Below are 22,550 nucleotides of genomic sequence, written 5' to 3' on the forward strand. Positions count from 1 at the left end.
CCTCCAGGCAGTGTCCGGGCCGCAACTTCGAGCCGCTCTGGTGGGTCCAGGCGACCGGTACCTCGACGAAGCTCCACCCACAGGCGCGGAACAGCCGGAGCACCTCGATGTCGAACGCCCAGCCGTCCACACACGCCCGCGCGAACGCGGCGCGCGCCTTGGCGCCGTCGAACAGCTTGAACCCGCACTGGGTGTCCACCGTCCCGGGCAGCGCGACCGCCCGGATCAGCCGGCCGCCGACATCGGACAACATCCGCCGCACGGGCGGCCGATCCACCGCGAAAGCCCCGCCGCGCGAGCCGATCGCCGCGTCGAAGCCGTCGTCCAGGGCGGCTTGCAGTCGAGCCAACTCGGCGATCGGGGTGGCCAGATCGGCGTCGCACACCAGGACCCGCCGGCCGCGCGTGATCGCGACACCCCGGCGGACCGCGTGCCCCTTGCCCCGGTTGACCGGATGCCGCACCACGCGCACCCGCGGGTCGTGCTCGGCCGCGGCGGTGGCGAGGTCGTACGTATCGTCGGTGGATCCGTCGTCGGAGACGATCAGTTCCCAGACGATCCCGGCGCTGCGGAGATGGTCGAGGACGGCCACCAGCGTCGCCGGCAGCCGCCGCGACTCGTTGAACACGGGTATCACGACCGACAGCTCGGTCCCGCAAGGAGTTCGCTTCACAACCCTGTGACACGGCCGGCGTCGGGGCGGGTTGTATGACGTGGGTCACATTCGGGCGCCGCCCGCGGCCGGGCGCGGGACGGCGGGTCGCCGCCGGCCGGACCGACCGACGGTTCGGCGTGCGCCGTGCCGAGTCGGCGGTCCGCCGGGCGGCGATGTGCCGATCCCGACCCGTCGATCGCTACGCCGTGTAGTCGCCCGGGTGTCGGCCTGCGAGTATCGCCGCAGGTCGGTGAACCTCGGAGCGATGGGGCGGGAACGGTGGCGCAACTCCCGTCGAAGGTTTGCGTCGAGCCGGATTCGTGCCGCGCCCGTCTTGCATACTCACGATCGAAGTCGACGTTCCGTGGCCGGAATTCGTCGAGTTCGGTTCTTTCGGCTTCCCGACCCCAAGCACGCTCCCGACGGTCTCACCACGGGCAGCCGCCGGCGCCGGGATGAGTGACGGGTCATCACCTCCACATGGGCACAACGCGTAGTCGTCCCCTGCTCAGCGCTCTCCGGCTACGACGGGCCTCGGCCGCCCTGATCGTGCTGGGAATGCTGGTCCTGCTCTTCCCCATGATCTCCTCGGCCGCCGAGTCGCCGCCGACCCGCACCGCGCGGGCCGACCACCTCACCGGTGAGCAGCGCGCCATGACACCCGGACTGGTCACCCGATCCGGCAGCTACAGCGAACTGGCCTCCGGACCCGACGAGAGCTTCGGCGACACCCGCTCGCGCGCGGCGGACTGGCTGACCGTGCCCGCCGCCGGGGCGGACGGCACCGCCGCGGCGACACGATCGGTGCCGGCCGGTACACCGTTGGGCAAGCGCACACCCACCATCGCGTCGGCGACGATGAACGTCTCGCGTACCGGGCAGAGCCTGAACGCCGCGTCGGACGTGACCGGATTCGACCATCCGCTCAACCAGTTCCGCGAACTCGACCAGGTGGTCGGGGTGACGTCCCTGGTGCACATCGACAAGGTGCACACCGAGGTCGGCGCGCCGAGCACCCCGGCGCAGGCCGGTGCCGCCGAGGCCCCGCGCGCCACGACCGCGGTCACCGGCCTGACCTTCTTCCCCGGTTCGCCGCGCGAGGAGCGCGTCGAATTGCCGGACGGACGCATCCCGGGCGGCCTGCTCACCCGCACGCTCAACTTCCGCACCGACGACGACGGCTTGGTGATGAAGAGCCTGTACAAGGGCGATCCGGCGATGTACCGGGCCATGCTCGGTGACGGCACCGGCTTCCTGGACGCGACCTGGACCGTGCTGGTCGCCGACCTGACCTCGACCACGCCCGACTCCGCGCGGGCCGGTCTGGGGGTGACCATCGACATGCGGTGGCGGGTGGGCATCGACGCCCGGGACACGCTGCAACTGCGCATCGACGGCAACGAGCGTTACCTGGACACCCGGATCGCCGAGGTGACCGCGGGCGATCCGGCCGCGGTGTTCCGGCGCCCGGCGCTGCCCACGACCACCGTCACCGGGTTCGGCCCGCCCGGAGCCGGGCCGGGCGCCACGGTCACGGTGACCGGGACCGGCCTGGACGCGGGCGGGCTCGGCGCGTATGTCGACGGTTCGCCCGAGCGGATCACCGGCGACGCGCTGCACGTGGCCGCCGACGGCACCTCGCTCACCTTCGCCGTGCCGCCGGGCGCGACACCCGTCAAGGGTGTGCTGGTGGTCGGCGACCACGGCGAGGGGCAGGCCGGGAGCTTCCCCGCGCCCGGCGGCGGCGACTCCGGATCGACCGACCCGACGACCGGGGCGCCGCCGAGCCCGACCGACGAGGGGCCGGTACGGCACGCGTCCTGGCAGGGCCCGGCGGTCAGGGTGGGCGACCTGCCCGAGTCCTGCGTCACGGCGGCCCAATGGCGAGTCCCGGCCGACCGCGCCGTGTTCACGGCCGTGCTGGGCGACGGCGGGGTGCGCGCTCCGGCGATCGACTCGGCCGTGTTCACCTTCGCCGACGAGGCCGGGGCCCGGCACGAGGTGGCCACCGGCGCCGGGCCGAGTTGGGGGCAGCCGTGGCCGGCCGGGCCCGCCGCGCACGTGGTCGGCACCCGGCCCGCGCAGGCCGCGGCGATCGTGCCGAACGGGTGGACCCTGGTCGCGCTGAGCGCCGACCACCATGGTGGCGACCCGGCGAGGCAGGCGGCGCTCAAGCCGGCCGGCGGCTGCTGGGCGCTCGGGCAGGAGCGGCCGACGACGCCGCCGACGAGCGTGCCGCCGACCACGGCGCCGCCCACGAGCGCGCCGCCCACCACGACGCCGCCGACCACCCGGCCGCCGACCGGGCCGCCCACGTTGCCGCCGACCGGTGAACCCTCCGGCGGGCCGTCGCACACCTCCACGCCGACCGGATCCGGCGGCACCTCGACGTCGCCCCTGGGCTCGGACGGCGGTGGCTCCGGTGGCTCCGGTGGTACCGGTGGTACCGGCGGCTCCGGCGATTCGGGCAACTCCGGTACCGGCGGCTCCCGTCCCGGCACCGTCCCGGAGACCGCCACCGGTGCCGGCGGCAGCCTGTCGCGCACCGGGGCCGATGTGGTCCTGCCCGTCCTGCTCGGTACCGCCGCGCTCGGCGCCGGCCTCGTCCTGATGTTCGCCGCACGTTCCAGGAGCACCCGATGAGCCCCGCCCCCGACCGGAACCCCCACCTGCCCCGCTCGGGCGTGCCCGACCGGCTCGCCGCGACGATGAGCATCGCCGAACAACACGAGTACCTGCGCAGTCGGCGCCGTACCCTCTCGCGCCGCGGCGTGCTCACCGCGATCGGCCTCGGCGGCGCGGCCGTTCCGCTGTTCGGTACGTCCTCGTCGGCCGGCGTGCGCCGGGCGCCGTCGTTGCTCTCGGGCACTGACTACGTCGACGGGAACGCGCTCAAGCCGTCCGGCCGACACCTGGCCCTGGGCGCCGACCCGCGCAGCCAGGCGGCGATGAGCTGGCAGGTGCCCAAGCCGGTGCGTCGTCCGTTCCTGCGCCTGGGCACCTCGCCCAAACAACTGGACCAGGTGGTGCCGGCCGAGATCCGGCACCTGCACTCGCACCTGATCGAGTACGCGGACAACCCCGCCTCGGCCTACTTCGACTACGACCAGTACCACCTGCACGCCGCGCTGGACGGGCTCGACCCGGGCACGCGCTACTACTACGCGCTGGGCCACGAGGGCCTGGACGCCGGTTCGGTCGCCGCCACCGTGGGCTCGTTCCGCACCGCGCCGGCGGCCGACCGGGTACCGGAACCGTTCACCTTCACCGCGTTCGGCGACGAGGGCGTGGAGTTCGGCGCCGCCGCCAACCAGACGCTGATGGTGCGCCAGAACCCGGTGTTCCACCTGCTCGCGGGCGACATCTCCTATGCCGCCTCGGGCGCGGGTCTGCCGTCCAGCCACCACAGCGCCGACGGCGCGGACAAGCTCCAGCCGGAGGTGTGGGACGAATACCTGCGAATGATCGACCCGGTGGCGGCGTCGGTGCCGTGGATGGTGGCGATGGGCAACCACGACATGGAGGCGTTGTACTCGCCGGACGGCTACGGGGGCCATCTCGCCCGCTGGCACCTGCCCGGCAACGGGCCGCGCAACGCGCATGCCACGTACGGCTTCCGCTACGGCAACGTCGCGGTGGTCAGCCTGGACGCCAACGACGTCTCGCACGAGATCCCGCACAACCGCGGCTACACCTCCGGCGCGCAGACGACCTGGCTGGCCGGGCATCTGGCCCAGCTACGGCGCACGCCCGGGATCGACTTCGTGGTGGCCTTCTTCCACCACTGCGCCTACTGCACGGCGACCGACCACGTCTCGGACGGCGCGATCCGGGAGGAATGGATCCCGCTGTTCGACCGCTACCAGGTCGACCTGGTGATCAACGGGCACAACCACGTCTACGAGCGGGCCGATCCGATGCGCGGCGGGGTGCGCACCCGGCGGGCCGACATCGGCGACCGGATCCGGCCGGCGACGGACGGCACCACCTATCTGACCGTGGGCAGCGGCGGGAAGAGCGGCTACGAGTTCTCCGCGCCGGATACCTACGCGGGCGGCCCCGCCGATGTCACCGACGCGGTCAAGGGCGGCTTCCACACCAAGGCGGGCAAGCTGGACGAGACCGTGGAGTGGTCGCGGGTGCGCTTTCGTGGCAACGCGTTCATCGCCGTCGACGTACGACCGGCCGCCGTCGGGCGGGAGACCACGATGACGATCCGTACGCTCAGCGCCACGGGCGCGCAGATCGACACGATCACGCTGGTCCGGGAGGCGGGTACGCCGATCCCGTCCGCGAGCGCGGGCGAGCGGGGGACACGCGCGAGCGGCTGAGCGCGCGGGCGGCCTCGGGTGGGAATCGCACAGCGGTTCGACCGAGGCCGCCCGCCGGCCGCGCATACCGTGCGTCAGGTTGCCCCGGTCAGCCGCGCGCGGGTGCGGGCCGGTGCCGTCGGCGGCAACGAAGCGATGATGTCGGCGAGGGTGACCCCGGCGAGGCTGCTGCGCCAAGCCTCGTACGCCTCGGCCATCTTCGCGGCCAGGATGCAGGTCTCCTGGCAATCCTCGGGGGGCAGCGCGCCGCGGCCCTGCTGCCGGATCTCCCGGCACTCGTAGGGCGATGACGTGCCGTCGACGGCCTCGACGACCTGGAGCAGGGTGATCCGCGCGGCGGGTCGGGCGAGCCGGAATCCGCCCTTGGGGCCGGTGGTCGCCGCCAGCAGGCCGGCCCGGACCAGGGCCTTCAGTTGCTTGGCCAGATAGGGCGCCGGAAGGTCGTAGTACTCGGCGAGCTGGTTGGTCGACGCACTTGCCCCGGGGGCGAGTTGGCCCAGCGACGCGGCACAGTGCAGGACCCATTCGGTGCTCCCGGGCAACTTCATGAGGCTCAGTCTATCGTAGAGATCATGGACCTGTTTAGTCCGTGATAGTGTCTGCGATGCACCGAGCCCGAGTGCACCGAGCGTGCGGTGCATCGAGCCTGCGACCGAGTGGAACAGGCTGCGTGGAACCGGAACAGGGAGAGATCATCATGCGGATCGCAATCGCCGGCGCGACCGGAAACATCGGCGCGCTCACCGTCGCCGCCCTGGAGCGGGACGGCCACGACGTGGTGCGGATCAGCCGTTCGCTGGGCGTGGACCTGCTCACCGGCGACGGCCTCGACCAGGCACTGGCCGGCGTCGAGGCGGTGGTCGACGCGACCAGCGCACCGGCGACCGACCGGGACGGGACGGTGACCTACTTCGGCACGTCCACCCGGAACCTGCTGGCCGCCGAGGAGCGGGCCGGGGTCCGCCACCACGTGCTGCTGTCGATCGTCGGGATCGACCGGGTCGAGGGCAACGCGCACTACGCCGGCAAGCGCGAGCAGGAGCGCTTGATCGTCGAGGGCACGGTGCCGTGGACGATCGTGCCGGCGACGCAGTTCCACGACTTCGCAGCCACGGTGGTGAGTTGGACCGAGCAGGACGGGGTCGCCCCGATCGCGCCGCTGCTGGTGCAGCCGATCGCCCCCGCCGACGTGGCCGACGTACTCGCCGACGTCGCCACCGGCGAGCCACGAGGCCGCCATGTCGGCATCGCCGGCCCCGAGACCCAGGACCTGGTCGACATGGCCCGCCGCACGAACCAGGCCCGCGGCCGCACGGTGAAGCTGGTACCGACCTGGTCGTCCCTGTTCGGCCCGTCGATGGCCGGCGACGTCCTGCTCCCGGCCGAGGACGCCCTCATCACCCCGACCACCTTCGACCAGTGGCTCACGGAGCAGCACTAGCGGAACCCGGCAAGTCGCCCCCGCCGCCCGGGAGTCGGCGCACCGGGGCGGGAGCCGGAACGGGCCGGCGGCGACGCACCGCCGCCGGCCCTGCCGGGCTACGCCCGATCCGGACCCGGGTCCATGCCCGCGGTGTCGAAGCGGGTGCCGGCCGAGTCACCGTTTCGGCGTCGTAGGCCGGCCTTTTCCAGGACCCGGACCGAGGCCGGGTTGGTCGACTCCACCTCGGCGTACACGGTGTGCACCGGGGGGAGGGTCAGCGCGTAGGCGACCAGGGCGCGGGTGGCCTCGGTGGCGTAGCCGCGGCCGCGCCGGGACGCGACGACGCCGTAGCCGAACTCCAGGTCACCTTCGGTCGGCGGCCACATCAGGCCGATGCTGCCGATCACCAGCCCGGTCTCCCGCTCGATGATCAGCCGGTGGCCGGACGCCGTCGGGTCGTCGCACGAGTCGGCGATGACACCGGCGATGACGCGGTCGCCCTCGGCGGGGAAGTCGGCCGCCCAGTGCGGCGATCGCACGTCGGCGAGCACGGCGGCGATGTCGTCGGCGGACCACGGCCGTAGCACCAGGCGCTCGGTGGTCAGGTCCGTACCGACGGGAAGAGCAGGGAAGGACACGCGAAACTCCAGTCGTTCGAGACGACCGGGTCGGTGGCGGCGCGGTGAATTACGCGCGCACGACCCGGACAAGGGCATGACGGTGGAACCCGGCGCGGGCCATATTCATCAACCTCCCTTGTCGCGGCGGCGAGCACGCGTGATCACGTGTCGACGGAACCTACCAAACGAGGGTGGCGAGGCGGGAGGGGCACCCGCTCTCGCGGCGGTGGCAGGCCGCCGGGATCACGGTCGCACCGCGCCGGCGACGGCCGGGAAGTGGCGTGCGTCGTCGGCGGGTTCGGGCGTCCCGCCGACCGGACACCTCGCTTCGCCGGCCGGTTCCGGGGCGTCGGGACCGGTCACGTGATGACGTCGGGTCATGGACGCGCGGTCGGTCCATCCGGTGAGATGGATTCCGCCCTTCGCCGCCCCCCACCACGAATCCGCATCGCCGGTTCGTGCCGGGGGAGTTCGACGGGCGAGTTCGGCTGCTCACCCTGCTCCCGGCGTCCCGGACGGGAACGCCGGCATCCTGGAGGTTCTCGATGCGTCGACTGACCACAATTCTCGCCGGTACCTCGATGGCGGTCGCCGCCGGACTCGGCGCGACCACGCCGGCCCAGGCCGCCCCCTCGGACAAGCCCCAGGTGTTGTCCGGTTGGACCCAGACCAGCGCCAACAGCTACAACGCCTGGAACTCGGCGCGGCAGAACCAGGGTTCCTGGGCCGCCTACGGCTTCGACTGGTCCACCGACTACTGCTCCGGCTCGCCCGACAATCCCTTCGGCTTCCCGTTCCAGACCTCCTGTGCCCGGCACGACTTCGGATACCGCAACTACAAGGCCGCGGGCACCTTCCCGGCGAACAAGGCGCGGCTGGACAGTGCGCTGTACGAGGACCTCAAGCGCGTGTGTGCCGGGTACGGCGACGTGCCGCGCGGCACCTGCAACGCCACGGCCTGGACCTACTACCAGGCGGTCAAGCTGCTGGGCTGACCCGGACGGGCGGCGGCCTCCCCGCCGCCCGGCCCGGTACGGCGGGACCCGGCCGGAGGCTTCGGTCGGGTCCCGTCGTATGCACACGCTCCGGGGCGCAATATGTCACCCGATCGAGTGGAACGCACGCCGATGCACCGAGTGGGGCCTGCCTCGGAACTATCAAGGAGGGCATGAACGACGAGTCGAGTTCGACGGTGACGCGCTGGTGCGGGCCGGGTGCGGGAGCGTTCGGCTGTGCTCCCGGGGCGCCGCGGCAGATGTGGTCGATCGGGGTGGGCGCGACACCGGTGTTCGATTCGTTGGTGCGGGAATGGGCTCGGACCACTCGCGAGCTGCCCCAGGCGGCACCCAGGTACAGCTGCGACTCCTGTCGCCTCTCGCATCCGCCGGCTCCGTAGGCCGGGTCGGGATCGCGGGCGCGGGCGCGCCGGCGTCCCGCCGGCGTGCGTGCGACGGTGGATGGGAGTACGCGCGAGCGGCTCGCCGGATCCGGGTGGGCGCGAGCGTCGATCACCGGGAGGAAACATGTCCCCGATCTCTCGTGGCGTCGGGAACCGGTCGGCGGGAGCCGCATGGGGATCGGCGGGGGTGTCGCGGATGCTGCTCGTGCTCGCGTTCGCCTCGGTGGTCCTGGGTGTGGTCGTACTGGCCTGGCCGACCCGGACGGTGCAGGTGGTGGCCGTTTTGTTCGGGCTCTATCTGCTGGTCAGCGGCGTGATCCAGCTCGTGCTGGGGGCGGGCGCGCTGTTCGCGGGCGGGGTGCGGGCGGTGCTGATCGTCAGCGGCCTGTTGTCCGTGGTGCTGGGCATCCTGTGTCTGGGCGGTGGCTCGCGCTCGGTCACCGTGTTGGCCGTGTGGATCGGTATCTGCTGGCTCGTTCGCGGCATCGCCGAACTGGTGGGCGCGCTGGCCAACGCGGGTTTGCCCGGTCGGGGCTGGATGGTGTTCTTCGGGCTCGTGGACATCGTCGCCGGCATCGTGCTGATGGCCGCTCCGGTGACGAGCACCAAGGTGTTGGCCGTGTTGGCCGGCATCGTGCTGATCGTGCTGGGCCTGATCGGCGCCGCTGCGGCGATCGGCGTGGGCCGGGGTCGCTCGGACGCGACCTGGCAGGCGGGTTCGGCCTCGCGGTCCTCGCGGCTGCCCTGACCGCGACCCCGGCCCCGACGGGCGGCGTTATCTCGGCGGGTCGTCGTGCAGGGCGTACAGGCCGGGGAGGTTGACCACGATGGCCTCCTGGGTGCTGCGGGCGATCACGACCACCGCTTCGGTGTCGGGGTCCGGGTTCTCCTCGCGGTGCGGGACGAACGGCGGGACGAAGATGTAGTCGCCGGGGCTCGCCCGGAGGCGGACCTCGCGGACCTCGCCGGAGGAGTCGTCGGCGAAGACGAAGACCGGATGCCCGCTGATCACGTGGATCGCGGTCTCGGAGTCGCCGTGGTGGTGATCGCCGGACGAGGTGGCCGGGGCCACGTGGGTCTGACCCATGAACAACTTTTCGGATCCGACCGTGTGCCTGCTGACGGCGGCGAAGCGGCGCATGCCGCTCGTCTGGGTCGTGTCGGCGTCGAGGGCGTCGGCGCGGACGTGGTGCAGACGCAGTCGCGGCGAGCCGGCGCCGGCCGGGTCGGGCAGGTGCGGGTGGAAGCCGGTCCCGGCGTTCGTGCCGTGCGGGCCCGGCACCGGGTCCTCGGCGTGCCCGTCGGGAGGCGGGGAGGACGGCGGCGGGGTGGGGCCTGGGGTCATCACGCGTCCTTGGCGAGGGTGGGGCCCGGCCGGGTCGTTCCGGGAGGGGCGGCGCCGGGCGGTCGGGGTGGTGCGGGGCTTCAGGACTTTTCATACACCACCCGGCCGGCGACCACGGTGTGGGTGATCGGGATTTCCGGGAGCGCGGTGGGTTCGGTGGCGAAGGGGTCGGTGGCCAGGACACACAGGTCCGCCGCCATGCCGGGTGCCAGCGAGCCCTTCCACGATTCGGCGCCGTCCTGGCGGGCGGGTGTGCCGGTGTAGGCGCGCAACGCCTCGCGCAGGGCCAGGCGCTGCTCGGGGCCGCACACGGTGCCGTCGACGCCGGTGCGGGTCACGGCGGCGACCACGCCGCGGCGCCAGTCGGGGGTGAGGACGGGGGCGTCCGAACTCAGGCACACGTCGATGCCGGCGTCGAGCGCCTCGCGGGTGGGACACATCCGGGCCAGGGTCTGCGGGCCGAGCGTGTCGTGGAGCAGGTGTCGGGTGGCCACCGCGATGCCGGGCTGGGTGTTCAGGCCGATGCCGGCCGCGGCCATCTCGGCCAGCGTGTCCGGATGCAGCAGGTCGCCGTGGATGAGGTAGTGCCGGGCGTCGGGGCGCGGGTGCTCGTCCAGGGCGGCGCGCAGTGCGGCGACCACCGCGGCGGAGGTGCGGTCGCCGGTGGAGTGCACGCCGATCTGGTGCCCGGCGGCGTGCGCGGCGCGGATCATCCCGGCCAGCCGTTGCCGGCGTCGCTCGGCCGTGTCGCCGTCGATCAGCAGCGAGCCGTGTGACCCGTCCGGGTAGGGCTCGCACACCCAGGCGCTGCGCATCGGCGGGATGCCGTCCGCGAAGATCTTCACCCCGGCCACCCGGAACCAGCCGGCCACCTCGGCCGGCGCGGCGAACCCGCGCAGTCCGGCGGCGAACGCGTCCGCCGAGCTGGGTCCGTCCAACTCGCCGAAGAGCAGCAGGGCGGTGACCCGTGCGGTGAGCCGACCCTGCGCGGCCAAAGCGGCGTAGTCCCGGAGTGCGGCGGAGCCGAAACAGCCGCTCGCGCCGTCGTCCTCGCCGGGACCCAGGCCCGGTTCGGTGTAGCTGGTCACGCCGAGCGAGGCCAGCAGTTCGTGGGTGCGCAGGATCGCGGCCTGCCGGTCGGCCGTCGTACGCAGCGCCGGCTCCGGGGGCGCGTCCGCCGGATCCGGGTGTCCGTCGCCGCTCAGTCGGTCCATCAGCAGGTGCGGCCACATCGCGCCGAGCCACACCCCGTGCAGGTGGGAGTCGTTGATCCCGGGCAGCACCGCGCCGCCGTGCAGGGGGATCACGCGCGTGTCGGGGCCGATCAGCGGGGTGGTGTCGGCGTCCTCGCCCACGTGGGTGATGCGGCCCTCGGTGACGGCGATCGCACTCGCGGTTCGGTCCCGGGCGTCGAAGGTGTGCACGCGGCCTCCGGTGAGCACCAGGTCGGCCGGGCGGGTGGTGTTCGGCGATTCGTGGTCGCGCACTTAATTTCCTCCTGGGATCTGGACAGGCCCACCGGAAGCCCATACCGTACACGCAATCAGATACGATTTGCGAGTCGATTGGGAGGCAACGGTGCCCCTGCATCCGGAAGCCCAGGACATCATCGAGCGCACTCGGATCGGCGCCTCCGGACCCGCTCCCGTCGCCCTGGACGCCCAGGCCATGCGGGACGGGTTCGCCCTCGCCTGGTCGATGCCGGAGCGACTGCCGAGCGTGGGCTCGGTCCGCGACACCACGATCCCCGGACCGGCCGGCGACATCCCGGTCCGCCTCTACACCCCCGAGGGTCCCGGGCCGTTCCCGGTCCTGGTCTGGTTCCACGGCGGCGGCTGGACCATCGGCTGTCTCGACGAGAACGAGTACGCCTGTCGTGTCGTGTGCGCCGGCGCCGAGACCGCGGTGGTCTCGGTCGACTATCGCCTCGCGCCGGAGAACCCGTACCCGGCCGCCGCCGACGACTGCTACGCCGTGCCGGGGTGGCTGCACGAACACGGCGACCGGTGGGGCCTGGACGGCACCCGGATCGCGGTCGGCGGGGAGAGCGCGGGCGGCAACCTGGCCGCCGTGGTCGCGCTCAAGAGCCGCGATCTGGGCGGCCCGCCGATCGCCCTCCAGGTGCTCGTGTCGCCCGTGGTCGGCCATCCCGACGACGGGCGGTCCTCCTACCGGGAGTTCGCCGACGGCTACTTCCTGTCCAAGGCGAGCATGGACTGGTTCTTCACCCAATACCCGCGCGACGCCGCCGACCTGGCCGATCCGTACCTGCTGCCCAGTCGCGCCGACGACCTCTCCGCGCTGCCGCCCGCACTCGTCCTGGGCGCCGAATACGACGTGCTCCGCGACGAGGGCGAGGATTACGCGAAGGCGTTGAACGCGGCCGGCACCCCGGCCCGGACGGTGCGCTTCGACGGGCTCATCCACGGCTTCTTCGGGCTGCTCGCCACCGATCTCACCGATGCCGCGCGGGCGCACGAACTGGTCGTCGGGGCGCTGCGGGACGCATTCGCCGGGAAGACGGGATGAGCGCGGCGAGCCCGGCGCGCGAGGCGGACACCGCGGCCGTGCTGCGGCTGCGGGGCGTGGCCATCGCCCGGGACGAGATCCCGGTGGTGCACGATGTCTCGCTGGACGTGGCCCCCGGCGCGGTCACCGTGCTCCTGGGCGCCAACGGCGCGGGCAAGACCACCCTGATGGACGGCATCGCGGGCCTGGTACGCACCACGGCCGGCACCATCGAACTCGGCGACCGCCCGGTGCACAAGCTGCCCGTGCACAAGCGCGCCCGGGCCGGCGTCGGCTACGTCGAACAGGCCCGCACCACCTTCCGCACCCTCACCGTCGAACAGAACCTGCTGGTCGCCCGCGCCGGCGCCGGCGATCCGGACACCGTCTACCGACTCTTCCCGGAACTGGCCCGCCGCCGCACCCTCCAGGCCGGCCATCTCTCCGGCGGCGAACAGCAGATGCTCGTGCTCGGCCGCGCCCTGGTCACCGACCCCAAGGTGGTCCTGGTCGACGAGATGTCGCTCGGCCTGGCCCCCATGGTGGTCCACCGGCTGATGCGCGTGGTCGGCGAACTCGCCGCCGAGGGACTGGCCATCCTGCTCATCGAACAGTTCGCCAACCTCGCCCTCGGCGTCGGCACGCACGCCTACGTCCTGCGCAAGGGCCGCATCGTGCACGACGGACCGTGCGCCGAACTGCGCGGCAAACCCGAACTTCTGCACGAGTACTACTTCGGCTCGACCACCGCACCGCGACCCACCGACCCACCCGGCCCCGCCGCCGAGCCCGCCCGAATCGGCGGTGGCAGCCGATGACTTCCACCACCAAGACCCCCGCCGGCCGGAAATCCACCGCCATGGACCTGATCGACAAGCGCTCCGCGACCGGCATGATCGCCTTCGCGATCGTGGCCTGCGTCGCGATCCCCAACATCCTCTCGCCCTACTGGCTCTACCTCGCCATCACCAGCGTGATCGGCGCCGTGATCATGCAGAGCTACGGTGTGATCGTCGGCCGCGCCGGCGTCATGTCGCTGTGCCAACTCTCCTTCGCCGCCATCGGCGCCTGGGTGGTGATGCGGCTCAACCTCGCCGACGCCCCCGGCGGCCTGCTCGTGTGGCTGGTCGTCGGCGGGCTGGCCGCCGCACCCGTGGGCGTGCTGATCGGCCTGCCCGCACTGCGCGTTCGCGGTGTCAACCTCGCCGTGATCACCTTCGGCGCGGCGGTGTCCACCGACATCGTGCTCAACGCCAAGCAGTTCCCCGGCACCGAGGAACTGGTGACCGTGGCCCGACCGGCCGCGTTCACCAGCAACGCCGACTACTTCGTCCTGGTCGTCATCGTCTTCACCGTGATCGCGCTGGGCCTGGCCGCCCTGGACAAGACCCGGCTCGGCCGCTCCTGGCTCGAACTGCGGCACTCCGAAAGGCTCGCCGCCTCACACGGCATCTCGGTGGCCCGCAGCAAACTCGCCGCCTTCGCGATCAGCGCGTTCATCGCCGGCATCGGCGGCGGACTGATGGCCGGCCAACTCGGCCTGGTGGTCTCCGGCAACTTCGCCATGGGTCAGTCCGTCACGCTGTTCGCGATCGCCATCCTGATCGGCCCGCACCACCCCGAAGGCGCGGTGATGAGCGGGGTGTTCGGTGCCGCGACGGCGACCATCCTGGAAAAGGTCAAGCTGCCCCAGGACCTGGGCGGCATCATCTTCGGCGTCGTACCGATCTTCGCGCTGCGCAGCGGGATGAGCCAGACCGACTTCACCCGCAACCGCAAACGCCTGGCCAAGGCCCGCAAGGAGGCCGCCGCCACCACCGCCGACGACGACGAACGCGAACGCGCCGACGCCGGACCGCCGACCGAGCGCACCGTGGGCGCTCCCGCCCGCCCAGTGGGCACCGAACCGGCCCTGGCCGTCACCGGATTGACGGTGCAGTACGGCCCGGTCACCGCACTGGACGCGGTCGACCTGATCGTGCCCGCCGGCACCGTGGTCGGCCTGATCGGCCCCAACGGCGCGGGCAAGTCCACCTTCATCTCCGCCGTCGGCGGCTTCCTTGGCCGGCTCCCCGGTTCGGTCCGGCTGGACGGCGTACCCATCGATCGCCTGGCTCCGCAGGTCCGCGCGGCCCGGGGACTGCGGCGCACCTTCCAAACCACCCTGATCGCCCCCGAGTTGACCCAGTACGAATACCTCGACATCGGCGCGGGTCGGCGGCTCGGACGGGACGAGGCCGACGAACTCCTGGAATTCTTCGGCTGTCCGGTGGGCGACCTGCCCATCTCGATCGTCGACGCCGGCACCCGCCGGTTGCTCGACGTGGCCGCAGCGATCGCCGCGCGACCCGCGGTGGCCCTGCTCGACGAACCCGCCGCCGGCCAATCCGCCGCCGAATCGCTGCGCCTGGGAGCTCGACTCGCCCAGGTGCCGCAACGCTACGGAGTGGCCATCCTGCTGGTCGAACACGACATGGAACTGGTGCGGGTGGCCTGCCGCGAGGTCACCGTGCTGGACTTCGGCAAGGTGATCGCCGCCGGCCCCACCGAGGACGTCCTGCGCGATCCCGCGGTGTCCGCCGCCTACCTCGGCGGCGCCGACACCCCCGACGGCGCGGTCCCCCCGACCGCGATCGTCACCCCCACCGGCTGACCGCCCGACCGGGCCCGATCCACCCGTACCGCCCCCGCGTCGCGCGTGTGCCTCGACGCCGACCCGGGTTCCCCCGGCATGCCTTCGATCGGATCGACTGCGTACCGATCCACCATGACAAGGACGTTCCCATGAAGCGTTCCCTCGTGAGCCGGACGGCCGTCGCCGTCATCGCGCTCGCCCTGTCCGCGACGGCGTGCGCCGGCGACGGCAGCGACGGCGGCTCCACCAGCGGCGCCATCAAGGTCGGCTCGATCAACGGAATCACCGGGCTGTTCCAGACCCCGGAGGTCCCACAGGCGGTCAAGGCCGTCTTCGACGAGGTCAACGCGGCCGGCGGGATCAACGGCCGCAAGCTCGAATTGATCAGCAAGGACGACGCGATGAACCCGCAGCGTTCCACCGAGAACGAGGTGGAACTCGTGCAGTCCAAGGGCGTGGTCGCCCTGGTCGGCTCCTCCAGCGCGGTCGACTGCGGGGTCAACCGGGCCGCGTACAAGAGCGCGAAGATCGTCTCCATCCCGGCCGTCGGCGTCGACCCCGCGTGCTTCAACAGCCCCGACATCGCGCCGGTCAACCCCGGCCCGTTCAAGCTGCTCACCGCGATGCTGTACTACGCGTCCGAGACGCTGCACCACGACAAGGTCTGTCTGTACTACACCACCCTGCCCGGCAGCGGCGGCGGGATCAGCGACGCGATCAAGGAGTGGAGCGACCTCACCGGCAAGCAACTCGCCGCCAAGGACACCGCCGTCGGCGAGGGCGACCCCACACCGCACCTGATCGCCGCCAAGCAGGCCGGCTGTCAGGCCGTGCTCTACAACGCCCAGGTCGGGCCCTGGTTCGCCCAGGCGCAGACGCAGGGCATGCAGAACGTCGACTTCATCATGGGCGCCAACAGCTACACCGACGCGAACGCCAAGCTGGTGCCCGCGGGCATGCGGGCCTACGTCGGCACCGAGTGGCAGCCGTACACCGACGTGACGCTGCCCGGCAACGAGCGCTGGGCGCAACTGATGGACAAGCACGGCATCCAGCGCACCGCGTTCAGCCAGGGGGCGGTGATGTCCGCCGACGTGTTCGTCCAGGTGCTCAAGGGCATGAAGGGCGACATCACCCGCAAGTCGGTCACCGAGGCGTTCAAGAAGATGAGCCCGATCGACTACCCGATGGTGGGTTCGCCCTGGGTGTTCGGCCCCGACGACAAGCACAACCCGGTCCAGGGCAGCCGTTTCGTCAAGGCCGTCGACGGCAAGTGGCAGGTGTTGCCCGAGGGCTTCATCGTGCCCGGCAGGAAGTAGCCCGGCCGCGGTGCGACCGATCCACCCCGGCCCGACCGTCGCCGACCGCCCACGCGGTCGGCGCGGTCGGCGCCCCGGAGCAGGAGGTGCTCGACAAGCATGTTGAACTCGGTGATCGCGGGCCTGAGCAGCGGTGGGGGCTACGCGCTGCTGGGCCTGTGCGTGGTGTTGACCTATCGGCTGGTGGCCGTGGTGAACTTCGCGATGGCGGCGATCGGCGCGATGGGCGCCTTCACGATGGTGTCCCTGACCGACGACGGTCTGAACGTATGGCCCGCGCTGGTGCTCGGTGTCGCGGTCAGCGCGGCCCTGTCCGGCATCCTGGGCGCGGTGCTGATCCGCTGGTTCGGGGAGCACAACGAACGCACCAAGGCCGCCGTCACGGTGGCCATCTACGTCGCGGTGATGGCGGTGGGGCTGCGGCTGTTCGGCGCCACCTCCACCGGCGCGCGGCGTTTCCCGGCGCCCTTCGACGGGGCGCTGTTCCGGATCGGCGACGTGGTGGTCTCCCAGGCCGTGCTGGTGTCCATCGCCTTCGCGGTGCTGATCACCGTCGGCGTCGAACTGATGTTGCGCAAGACCCTGGTCGGGCTGCGGCTCCAGGCACTGTCCGAACGCCCGGGCACCGCACAGGTGGTGGGCATCTCCGCGCCGCGCCTGGCCACCGCGGTATGGGTGGCGATCGGCGCGCTCACCGCGCTGGTGATCATCCTGGTCGCGCCGCGCCTGGGCGGCGACTTCTCCACCCTGGGCAAGCTGATCGTCACCGCGCTCGCGGTGGCCATGGTCGGTGGGTTCCGCAACCTGCCGCTGACGTTGGCCGGCGGCCTGCTGCTCGGCTGCCTCGAAGGCATGTCCGCCGCGCTGGATTCGGTGCGCGAGTACCGCGGCGTGATTCCGTTCCTGGTGATCCTGGTGCTGCTGTGGTGGCGCAGCCGGCACGAGATCTGGGACACCGCGCACAGTCGATGACAACGAACCGGAGTTCGCAGATGATCATGGGAACCCGCTCCACCCCGGACGGCTCCACCCGCGCCGCCGTGCTGCGCGCGCACGACCAGCCGCTCACCCTGGAGGACATCGCGCTGCCCGAACGGTGCGAGCCCGGCGCCGTGTTGGTCCGGATCGGCTGCGCCACGCTGTGCGCCACCGACGTGCACCTGTGGCGCGGCGCGATGAGCTTTCCCGGCATGTTGCCGATGGTGCTCGGCCACGAGATGACCGGCGTGATCGAGGCGGTGGGGGTGGGCGCGATCGACGCGCTGGGCCGCACGCTGCGGGTCGGCGACCGGATCGGCTGGTCCGAGTCGACGTGCGGCACGTGTTACGCCTGCACGGTGTTGCGGCGGCCGGTGGGGTGCGCGGACCGGGGCTACGGCTTCCGGCAGCGCTCGGATCAATGGCCGTACGCCACGGCCGGGTTGGCCGAATTCGCCTACGTGGGGCCGCGGGCGGAGAAGGTGCTCGTGCCGGACGACGTGCCCGACACCTGGGCCGCGTGCGCGGGGTGCGCGGTCAAGACCGTGCTGCACGCCTTCGACCGGGCGGGCGGGGTCCGGCCCGGCGCCGAGGTGGTGGTGCAGGGCGCCGGGGCACTGGGCCTGGTGGCCGGTGCGATGGCCAAGGCGAGCGGCGCGCGGACGGTGATCACCATCGGCGGGCCCGAGGGCCGGCTGGCCCTGGCCGAGGAGTTCGGCGCGGACGTCGCCATCGGGCTGGACGGCGACCCGGCCGCCCGGCGCGAGGAGGTGCTGGCGGCCACCCGAGGGCGCGGCGCGGACCTGGTCCTGGACCTGGCCGGGGCGCCCGGGGTGGGCGCCGAGGCGGTCGAACTCGCGGCGTTCGGCGGCACGTTCGTGATCGTGGGCAGTACCGGACCGACCCCGGAGCGGTTGCCGCTGGGGACCGTGATGGGTAAGGAACTCAATGTCGTCGGCTCGCTCAACGGTGATGTGGGCGACTATCACCGGGCCGTCGAGTTTCTCCGCGACTTCCGGCAACGCTTCGACTGGGACCGGCTGTTCGCCGAGCCGGTCGGACTGTCGGGGGCGAGCGAGGCGTTGGCCGCGATGGGGCGGCAGGAGCAGGTCAAGGCCGTCGTGCACCCATGGCTTCCGTGAGCCCGCGGGTTGCTTTTCCAGCGCCGGATCCATCCGCAATACCCGATGCCGAGAGGACCTTCGATGGGTGACATCGACAGCAATATCGTTCCGCGACGCCGGTTGGGGATCGAGGGCCCGTCCGTGTCCGCGCTGTCCCTGGGCTCGTGGCACACCTACGACCGGATGGACTTCCACGACGCGGTCGACCTGGTGGCCTGCGCGGTCGAGGCGGGGATCAACCTCTTCGACGTGGCGGTGTACGGGATTCCGGGACAGAAGCCGGTGTTCACCGACGTGTTGTTCTCGGCGATCGTGCGGGCGGCGGGGTTGGCGCGGGAGCAATACCTGTTGTCGACCAAGGTGTGGCTGGAGGGCTATCCGGCGCAGCCGTTGCGCGAGCAGGTGGAGCGGGCGATGTTCCGGGCCGGGACGGAGTACGCGGATCTGGCGATCCTGGGCGACATTCGCAGTGCCGACCTGGATCTCGAACAACTCGCGGGCGACCTGGCCGAGTTGGAGAAGGACGGGCTGATCGGGCACTGGGGGGTCAACAACTGGTCGGCGCAGGCGATCACCACGATTCGTGCGCACGCGCTGATCGCGGGGTCGCCGGGGCCGCAGGTCGCGCAACTCAAGTACAGCCCGTGTCGGCGGGCGATCGCGGACGGGGCGCCGTTCGCCGAGTTGTTCTCGGCCGGGTTGTCGATGCAGGCGTCCGACGTCCTGGAGGGCGGCATCCTGGCCGGCAAAGTCGCACCGGCGCGGGAGATCGGGCGGGATCCGGGTGGGGTGCGGGAGCGGATCATCGCGTCCGCGCCGGGCCTGGCGGCGGTGGCTGCCGAACTGGACGCGAGCGCCGCGCAGGTGTGTGTGGCGTTCGCGCTGTCGCATCCGGCTACCGCGAGCGTGTTGTTCGGGGCGACGCGGCGGGAGCAACTGATGGACAACATCGGGGGGTTGCGACTGCTGGACCGGGTCGGGGCGAGCGTGTTGCGGGCGCGGTTGGTGCCGTTCTTCGCGGACGGGGGTGTAGTGGACCCCGCGGGTCCTTGAGGGGGCCTCAGCGCGGTGACCTCGAAGGCCGGCCGGGCTGATTCGGCCTCACGCGCCCGGCCGGGGCGGAGGGTGGCCTCCGGCGCCGGCCGGGCCGGGGTGGGTCTCGAACGCCGGCCGGGCCGACATGTGGCCTCGAACGCCGGCCGGGCCGAGGTGCTCTCCGGTGCCGGCCGGGCCGAGGCGGCCGTGTCGGTCAGGCTCCCGAGGCCGCCGGGTCCATGACGTCCTTGTCGGCCCAGGCGTCGGTCAGGGCCGTGCGGAGGGCGCTTCCGTGATGGGTGAGTAGGGCCAGGGCCTTCAGGTTGTCCTGCCATTGGCTCATGCGGCTGGCGCCGAAGAGGACCGTGGCGACGGTGGGATTGGCCAGGCAGAAGGCGATGGCCACCTGGGCGGGTGTGGCGTCGAAGTCGGCGGCGACCTTGGCGACGAGGGGATACGCGGCGCGGATGCGGTCGCGGATGTTGCCGGGGTCGGCGCCGATCTTGCGTTGCGGGTGGAGGTTGCCGGCCAGGATGCCGCCCTCCAGGACGTCGGAAGCCTGCATGGCCAGCCCGTCGGCGAACAGTTCGGCGAAGGGTTCGCCCTCGGGCACGGTCCGCCGGGCCGGGCTGTACTTGAGTTGGGCGAAGGTGGGCGGCGTCAACCCCTGCTCCGCGGCGAATCGCCGGGCCCGCCAGACGTCCGCAGCGGACCAGTTGTTGACGCCCCACGCGGTGAACCGGCCGGCCGCGATCTGCTCGGCGACGTCGCCGACCACGGCGGGGACGTCCAGTTCGCCGAAGAAGTCGCCGACCACGACCAGGTCGGCCCGGTCGGTGCCGATCCGGTCGAGCGAGACGGCCAACTGCTCGGCGAAGCCCTTCTTCGGGTACTCCCACAACCACAACTTGCCGCACAGCAGGTACTGGTCGCGGGCCACGCCCGCCTCGCGGATCGCCTGCCCGAAGATCAGATCGGTGCGCGCGTTCTCCGCGTGCGGGCCCATGTCGTAGTGCGCCACGTCGAAGAGTTCGACGCCGTGCGCGAGCGCGTCGCGGATCAGCGCGACGGCGTCCGGCATGCTCATCCTGTCCCACGTGTTCCACGAACCGAGGCCCAGCACGGGCACCTCGGGACCGTGCGCGCCGAGTCGACGACGGGGCACCGGACTGCCGGCGGGGGAGTGCACCACGGGTCCTCCTGGGAAGCGGGGGTCGACCTGATCGGCGGGATCGGCGGATCCCCATCGATCGCCATTGTTGACGGCATCGGTAATCATATAGCATTCCAGATACCAACTTCCTGTCCCGCGAGGAGATCCGATGTCACTTCCCTCGGACGCCCAGGCCGAGGTCGGCCCCGATCCCATCGTCGATGTCGCGATCGGCTACATGGCCGCCAAGCAGTTGTTCGCGGCCAACGAGGCGGGCCTGTTCGCCGCGCTGGCCGACGGCCGCACCCCGTTGGAAGAACTCGCGACCCGGATCGCACTGCCCACTCGGACCACGCTGATCCTGGCCGACACGATGGTCGCCCTGGGGCTGCTGGAGCGCGACGCGGACGGCTACGCCAACTCGCCCGCCACCCTGCGCCACCTCGGCGGGTGCGGATCGGATGTCGACCTGCGCCCGTTCCTGAGCTTCCTGGACACCGTCAGCTACCCGCACTGGCTCGGCTTCGCCGAGACCTCGCGCACCGCGCGGCCGGCCCCGCTCGACCTTGGCGGCGACCGGCTCGGCGTCTTCCTCGGTGGCGTGATGACCTACAACGCCCTGCACGCACGGCAGTTGGCCCACGCCTACGACTTCGGCGCGCATCGACGCGTGCTGGATCTGGGCGGGCTGTCCGGGTCCTTCCTGGCCGAAGCGCTGCGTCTGCACCCCGAGTTGCGGGCCACCTTCCTGTCCGGCGGCGATCTGGTCGGCCACGCCGAGCAGACCCTGGCCGGAGCCGGCGTCGAGGAACGAGTCGAGGTGGTCACCGGCGACCCGCTGACCGACGAGGTGCCCACCGGCTTCGACCTGGTGCTCCTGGAGCATGTCGTGCACCGCTTCGACGCCGAGCACAACCGGCGGATCGTGGCGGCGGCGCGCAAGGCCGCCGCCCCCGGGGCCCGGCTGCTGCTGCTCGACTTCTTCCTGGAGCCGGACGGCACACCGCGGCTGATCGACAGCCTGCACGCGGGGGAGTACCTGGTCATCGACGGCACCACGGTCTACCCGCGCGGCGAGGTCGAGGAGTGGCTGGTCGAGGCCGGTTGGCACCCGGTGGACCTGCTCGAACTCCCGGGCAGCCCGCGGGTGATTGTGGCGGAGGCCCGATGAGCACCGGCCGGGTCGTGGTGGTCACCGGCGGCGCGAGCGGCATCGGCGCGGCCGTCGCCCGAGCCTTCGCCGAGAACGGCGACCGGGTGGTGATCGCCGACGTGGACGCCGACGCGGCCGCGAAGGTCGCCCGCGAACTCGACGGCACCCCGGTCGCGATGGACATCACCGACCCCGCGTCGGTGGCCTCGGCCCTGGACCGGGTCGTCGCCGAACTCGGCCCGCTCGCGGTGCTGGTCAACAACGCCGGCCTGGTCGCGGGCGGCGGCCTGCTCGTCGAACTCCCCATCGAGGTCTTCGACACCGTGGTCGCGGTCAACCTGCGCGGCACCTTCACCGTCACGGCGGCCGCCGCCCGGCGGATGATCGCCGAGGGGGCGGGTGGCGCCATCGTCAACATCAGCTCGATCGGCGCCCGGCAACCCACCGCGGGCCTGGGGCACTACGAGGCCACCAAGGCGGCGGTGGACGCGCTCACCCGCACCGGCGCCATCGAACTGGCCCCGCACCGGATCCGGGTCAACGGCGTCGCGCCCGGACCGGTGCACACGCCGATGACCGCCGGCCTGATGTCCGACCCGCAGGCCCGGCAGGTCTGGGAGGCGCGGATCCCGCTGGGCCGGATCGCGGTGCCCGAGGACGTCGCGCCGCTCGCGGTGTTCCTGGCCTCGCCGGCCGCGGCACACATCACCGGGACGGTGGTACCGGTGGACGGCGGCCAACTGCTGGGCTGAGCGGCGCCGGAGGGTGACCGGCGCGGACACGGAAGGGGGGGGGGGGCCCCCCCCCCCCCACCCCCCGGGCCCGCGGCGCGAAGGCGGTACCCCCCAGGCCAGGTGGCGCGCGGCGGCCCG

General features: G+C 72.2%; 20 protein-coding genes. 14 read left to right on the forward strand and 6 right to left on the reverse strand.

Features of this window, described 5'->3' with window-relative positions:
• On the reverse strand, positions 1-628 hold a 628-nt coding region (locus tag ACFXMF_RS20035; RefSeq protein WP_380020702.1), incomplete at its 3' end, for a glycosyltransferase.
• A 507-nt stretch (positions 629-1,135) separates the two neighbouring features.
• Here ACFXMF_RS20035 and ACFXMF_RS20040 point away from each other — a divergent pair.
• Positions 1,136-3,298 carry a hypothetical protein gene (locus ACFXMF_RS20040; protein WP_380017862.1) on the forward strand — a complete coding sequence of 721 codons (2,163 nt, stop codon included), beginning with the start codon at positions 1,136-1,138 and terminating at the stop codon, positions 3,296-3,298.
• A complete protein-coding gene (locus ACFXMF_RS20045) occupies positions 3,295-4,986 on the forward strand; it encodes a purple acid phosphatase family protein (protein ID WP_379992862.1) in 1,692 nt (563 codons plus the stop codon). Before ACFXMF_RS20040 ends, ACFXMF_RS20045 begins: the two co-directional genes overlap by 4 nt.
• Before the next feature lie 74 nt (positions 4,987-5,060).
• Here the strand turns inward: ACFXMF_RS20045 and ACFXMF_RS20050 are convergent, their stop codons facing one another.
• The gene (locus tag ACFXMF_RS20050; RefSeq protein ID WP_360312366.1) at positions 5,061-5,534 is read right to left on the reverse strand and encodes an Rrf2 family transcriptional regulator; all 474 of its coding nucleotides are present in this window, start codon (positions 5,532-5,534) and stop codon (positions 5,061-5,063) included.
• Positions 5,535-5,683: 149 nt separating this feature from the next.
• On the opposite strand from ACFXMF_RS20050, the gene ACFXMF_RS20055 reads away from it, so the two are divergent.
• Positions 5,684-6,427 carry an NAD(P)H-binding protein gene (locus tag ACFXMF_RS20055; protein WP_360312364.1) on the forward strand — a complete coding sequence of 248 codons (744 nt, stop codon included), beginning with the start codon at positions 5,684-5,686 and terminating at the stop codon, positions 6,425-6,427.
• 98 nt (positions 6,428-6,525) lie between these two features.
• Here ACFXMF_RS20055 and ACFXMF_RS20060 read toward each other — a convergent pair whose 3' ends face one another.
• The gene (locus tag ACFXMF_RS20060) at positions 6,526-7,047 is read right to left on the reverse strand and encodes a GNAT family N-acetyltransferase (protein ID WP_360312362.1); all 522 of its coding nucleotides are present in this window, start codon (positions 7,045-7,047) and stop codon (positions 6,526-6,528) included.
• 527 nt (positions 7,048-7,574) lie between these two features.
• Between ACFXMF_RS20060 and ACFXMF_RS20065 the strand changes: the two genes are divergently transcribed.
• Positions 7,575-8,024, forward strand: coding sequence for a phospholipase (locus ACFXMF_RS20065; protein WP_379992001.1), 450 nt, complete (start codon positions 7,575-7,577; stop codon positions 8,022-8,024).
• 600 nt (positions 8,025-8,624) lie between these two features.
• Complete coding sequence (locus tag ACFXMF_RS20070) at positions 8,625-9,176, forward strand: DUF308 domain-containing protein (protein WP_360312360.1); 552 nt, start codon at positions 8,625-8,627, stop codon at positions 9,174-9,176.
• Between the two features lie 27 nt (positions 9,177-9,203).
• Here the strand turns inward: ACFXMF_RS20070 and ACFXMF_RS20075 are convergent, their stop codons facing one another.
• Together ACFXMF_RS20075 and ACFXMF_RS20080 are read right to left on the reverse strand one after the other, a co-directional pair.
• Positions 9,204-9,773: a cupin domain-containing protein gene (locus tag ACFXMF_RS20075; RefSeq protein ID WP_360312358.1), complete on the reverse strand. Its 570-nt coding sequence runs from the start codon at positions 9,771-9,773 to the stop codon at positions 9,204-9,206.
• Positions 9,774-9,853: 80 nt separating this feature from the next.
• Positions 9,854-11,260 (reverse strand): amidohydrolase, encoded by a 1,407-nt coding sequence (locus ACFXMF_RS20080; RefSeq protein ID WP_379992000.1) that lies wholly within the window; start codon positions 11,258-11,260, stop codon positions 9,854-9,856.
• Between the two features lie 91 nt (positions 11,261-11,351).
• Here ACFXMF_RS20080 and ACFXMF_RS20085 point away from each other — a divergent pair, with 91 nt between their 5' ends.
• From ACFXMF_RS20085 to ACFXMF_RS20115, 7 genes are all read left to right on the forward strand, one after another.
• A complete protein-coding gene (locus ACFXMF_RS20085; protein ID WP_360312354.1) occupies positions 11,352-12,302 on the forward strand; it encodes an alpha/beta hydrolase in 951 nt (316 codons plus the stop codon).
• A complete protein-coding gene (locus ACFXMF_RS20090) occupies positions 12,299-13,099 on the forward strand; it encodes an ABC transporter ATP-binding protein (RefSeq protein WP_360312352.1) in 801 nt (266 codons plus the stop codon). The genes ACFXMF_RS20085 and ACFXMF_RS20090 overlap by 4 nt, the downstream gene beginning before the upstream one ends.
• Positions 13,096-14,934, forward strand: a complete 1,839-nt coding sequence (locus tag ACFXMF_RS20095; protein WP_379991999.1) for an ATP-binding cassette domain-containing protein — start codon at positions 13,096-13,098, stop codon at positions 14,932-14,934. The genes ACFXMF_RS20090 and ACFXMF_RS20095 overlap by 4 nt, the downstream gene beginning before the upstream one ends.
• Positions 14,935-15,065: 131 nt before the next feature.
• Positions 15,066-16,235: an ABC transporter substrate-binding protein gene (locus ACFXMF_RS20100; RefSeq protein WP_379991998.1), complete on the forward strand. Its 1,170-nt coding sequence runs from the start codon at positions 15,066-15,068 to the stop codon at positions 16,233-16,235.
• Positions 16,236-16,334: 99 nt separating this feature from the next.
• Positions 16,335-17,207, forward strand: a complete 873-nt coding sequence (locus ACFXMF_RS20105; RefSeq protein ID WP_360312346.1) for a branched-chain amino acid ABC transporter permease — start codon at positions 16,335-16,337, stop codon at positions 17,205-17,207.
• A 20-nt stretch (positions 17,208-17,227) separates the two neighbouring features.
• A complete protein-coding gene (locus tag ACFXMF_RS20110) occupies positions 17,228-18,355 on the forward strand; it encodes a zinc-binding dehydrogenase (protein ID WP_360312344.1) in 1,128 nt (375 codons plus the stop codon).
• Positions 18,356-18,418: 63 nt separating this feature from the next.
• Positions 18,419-19,390: an aldo/keto reductase gene (locus ACFXMF_RS20115; RefSeq protein ID WP_360312342.1), complete on the forward strand. Its 972-nt coding sequence runs from the start codon at positions 18,419-18,421 to the stop codon at positions 19,388-19,390.
• Between the two features lie 196 nt (positions 19,391-19,586).
• Here the strand turns inward: ACFXMF_RS20115 and ACFXMF_RS20120 are convergent, their stop codons facing one another.
• A complete protein-coding gene (locus tag ACFXMF_RS20120) occupies positions 19,587-20,564 on the reverse strand; it encodes an aldo/keto reductase (protein ID WP_379992476.1) in 978 nt (325 codons plus the stop codon).
• Positions 20,565-20,694: 130 nt separating this feature from the next.
• Here ACFXMF_RS20120 and ACFXMF_RS20125 point away from each other — a divergent pair, with 130 nt between their 5' ends.
• Positions 20,695-21,696 (forward strand): methyltransferase, encoded by a 1,002-nt coding sequence (locus tag ACFXMF_RS20125; protein WP_379992475.1) that lies wholly within the window; start codon positions 20,695-20,697, stop codon positions 21,694-21,696.
• Positions 21,693-22,430: an SDR family NAD(P)-dependent oxidoreductase gene (locus tag ACFXMF_RS20130; protein ID WP_360312336.1), complete on the forward strand. Its 738-nt coding sequence runs from the start codon at positions 21,693-21,695 to the stop codon at positions 22,428-22,430. Before ACFXMF_RS20125 ends, ACFXMF_RS20130 begins: the two co-directional genes overlap by 4 nt.
• The last annotated feature ends 120 nt before the right edge of the window (positions 22,431-22,550 follow it).

The sequence above is a fragment of the Embleya sp. NPDC059213 genome (assembly GCF_042754445.1).
GTDB lineage: Bacteria > Actinomycetota > Actinomycetes > Streptomycetales > Streptomycetaceae > Embleya.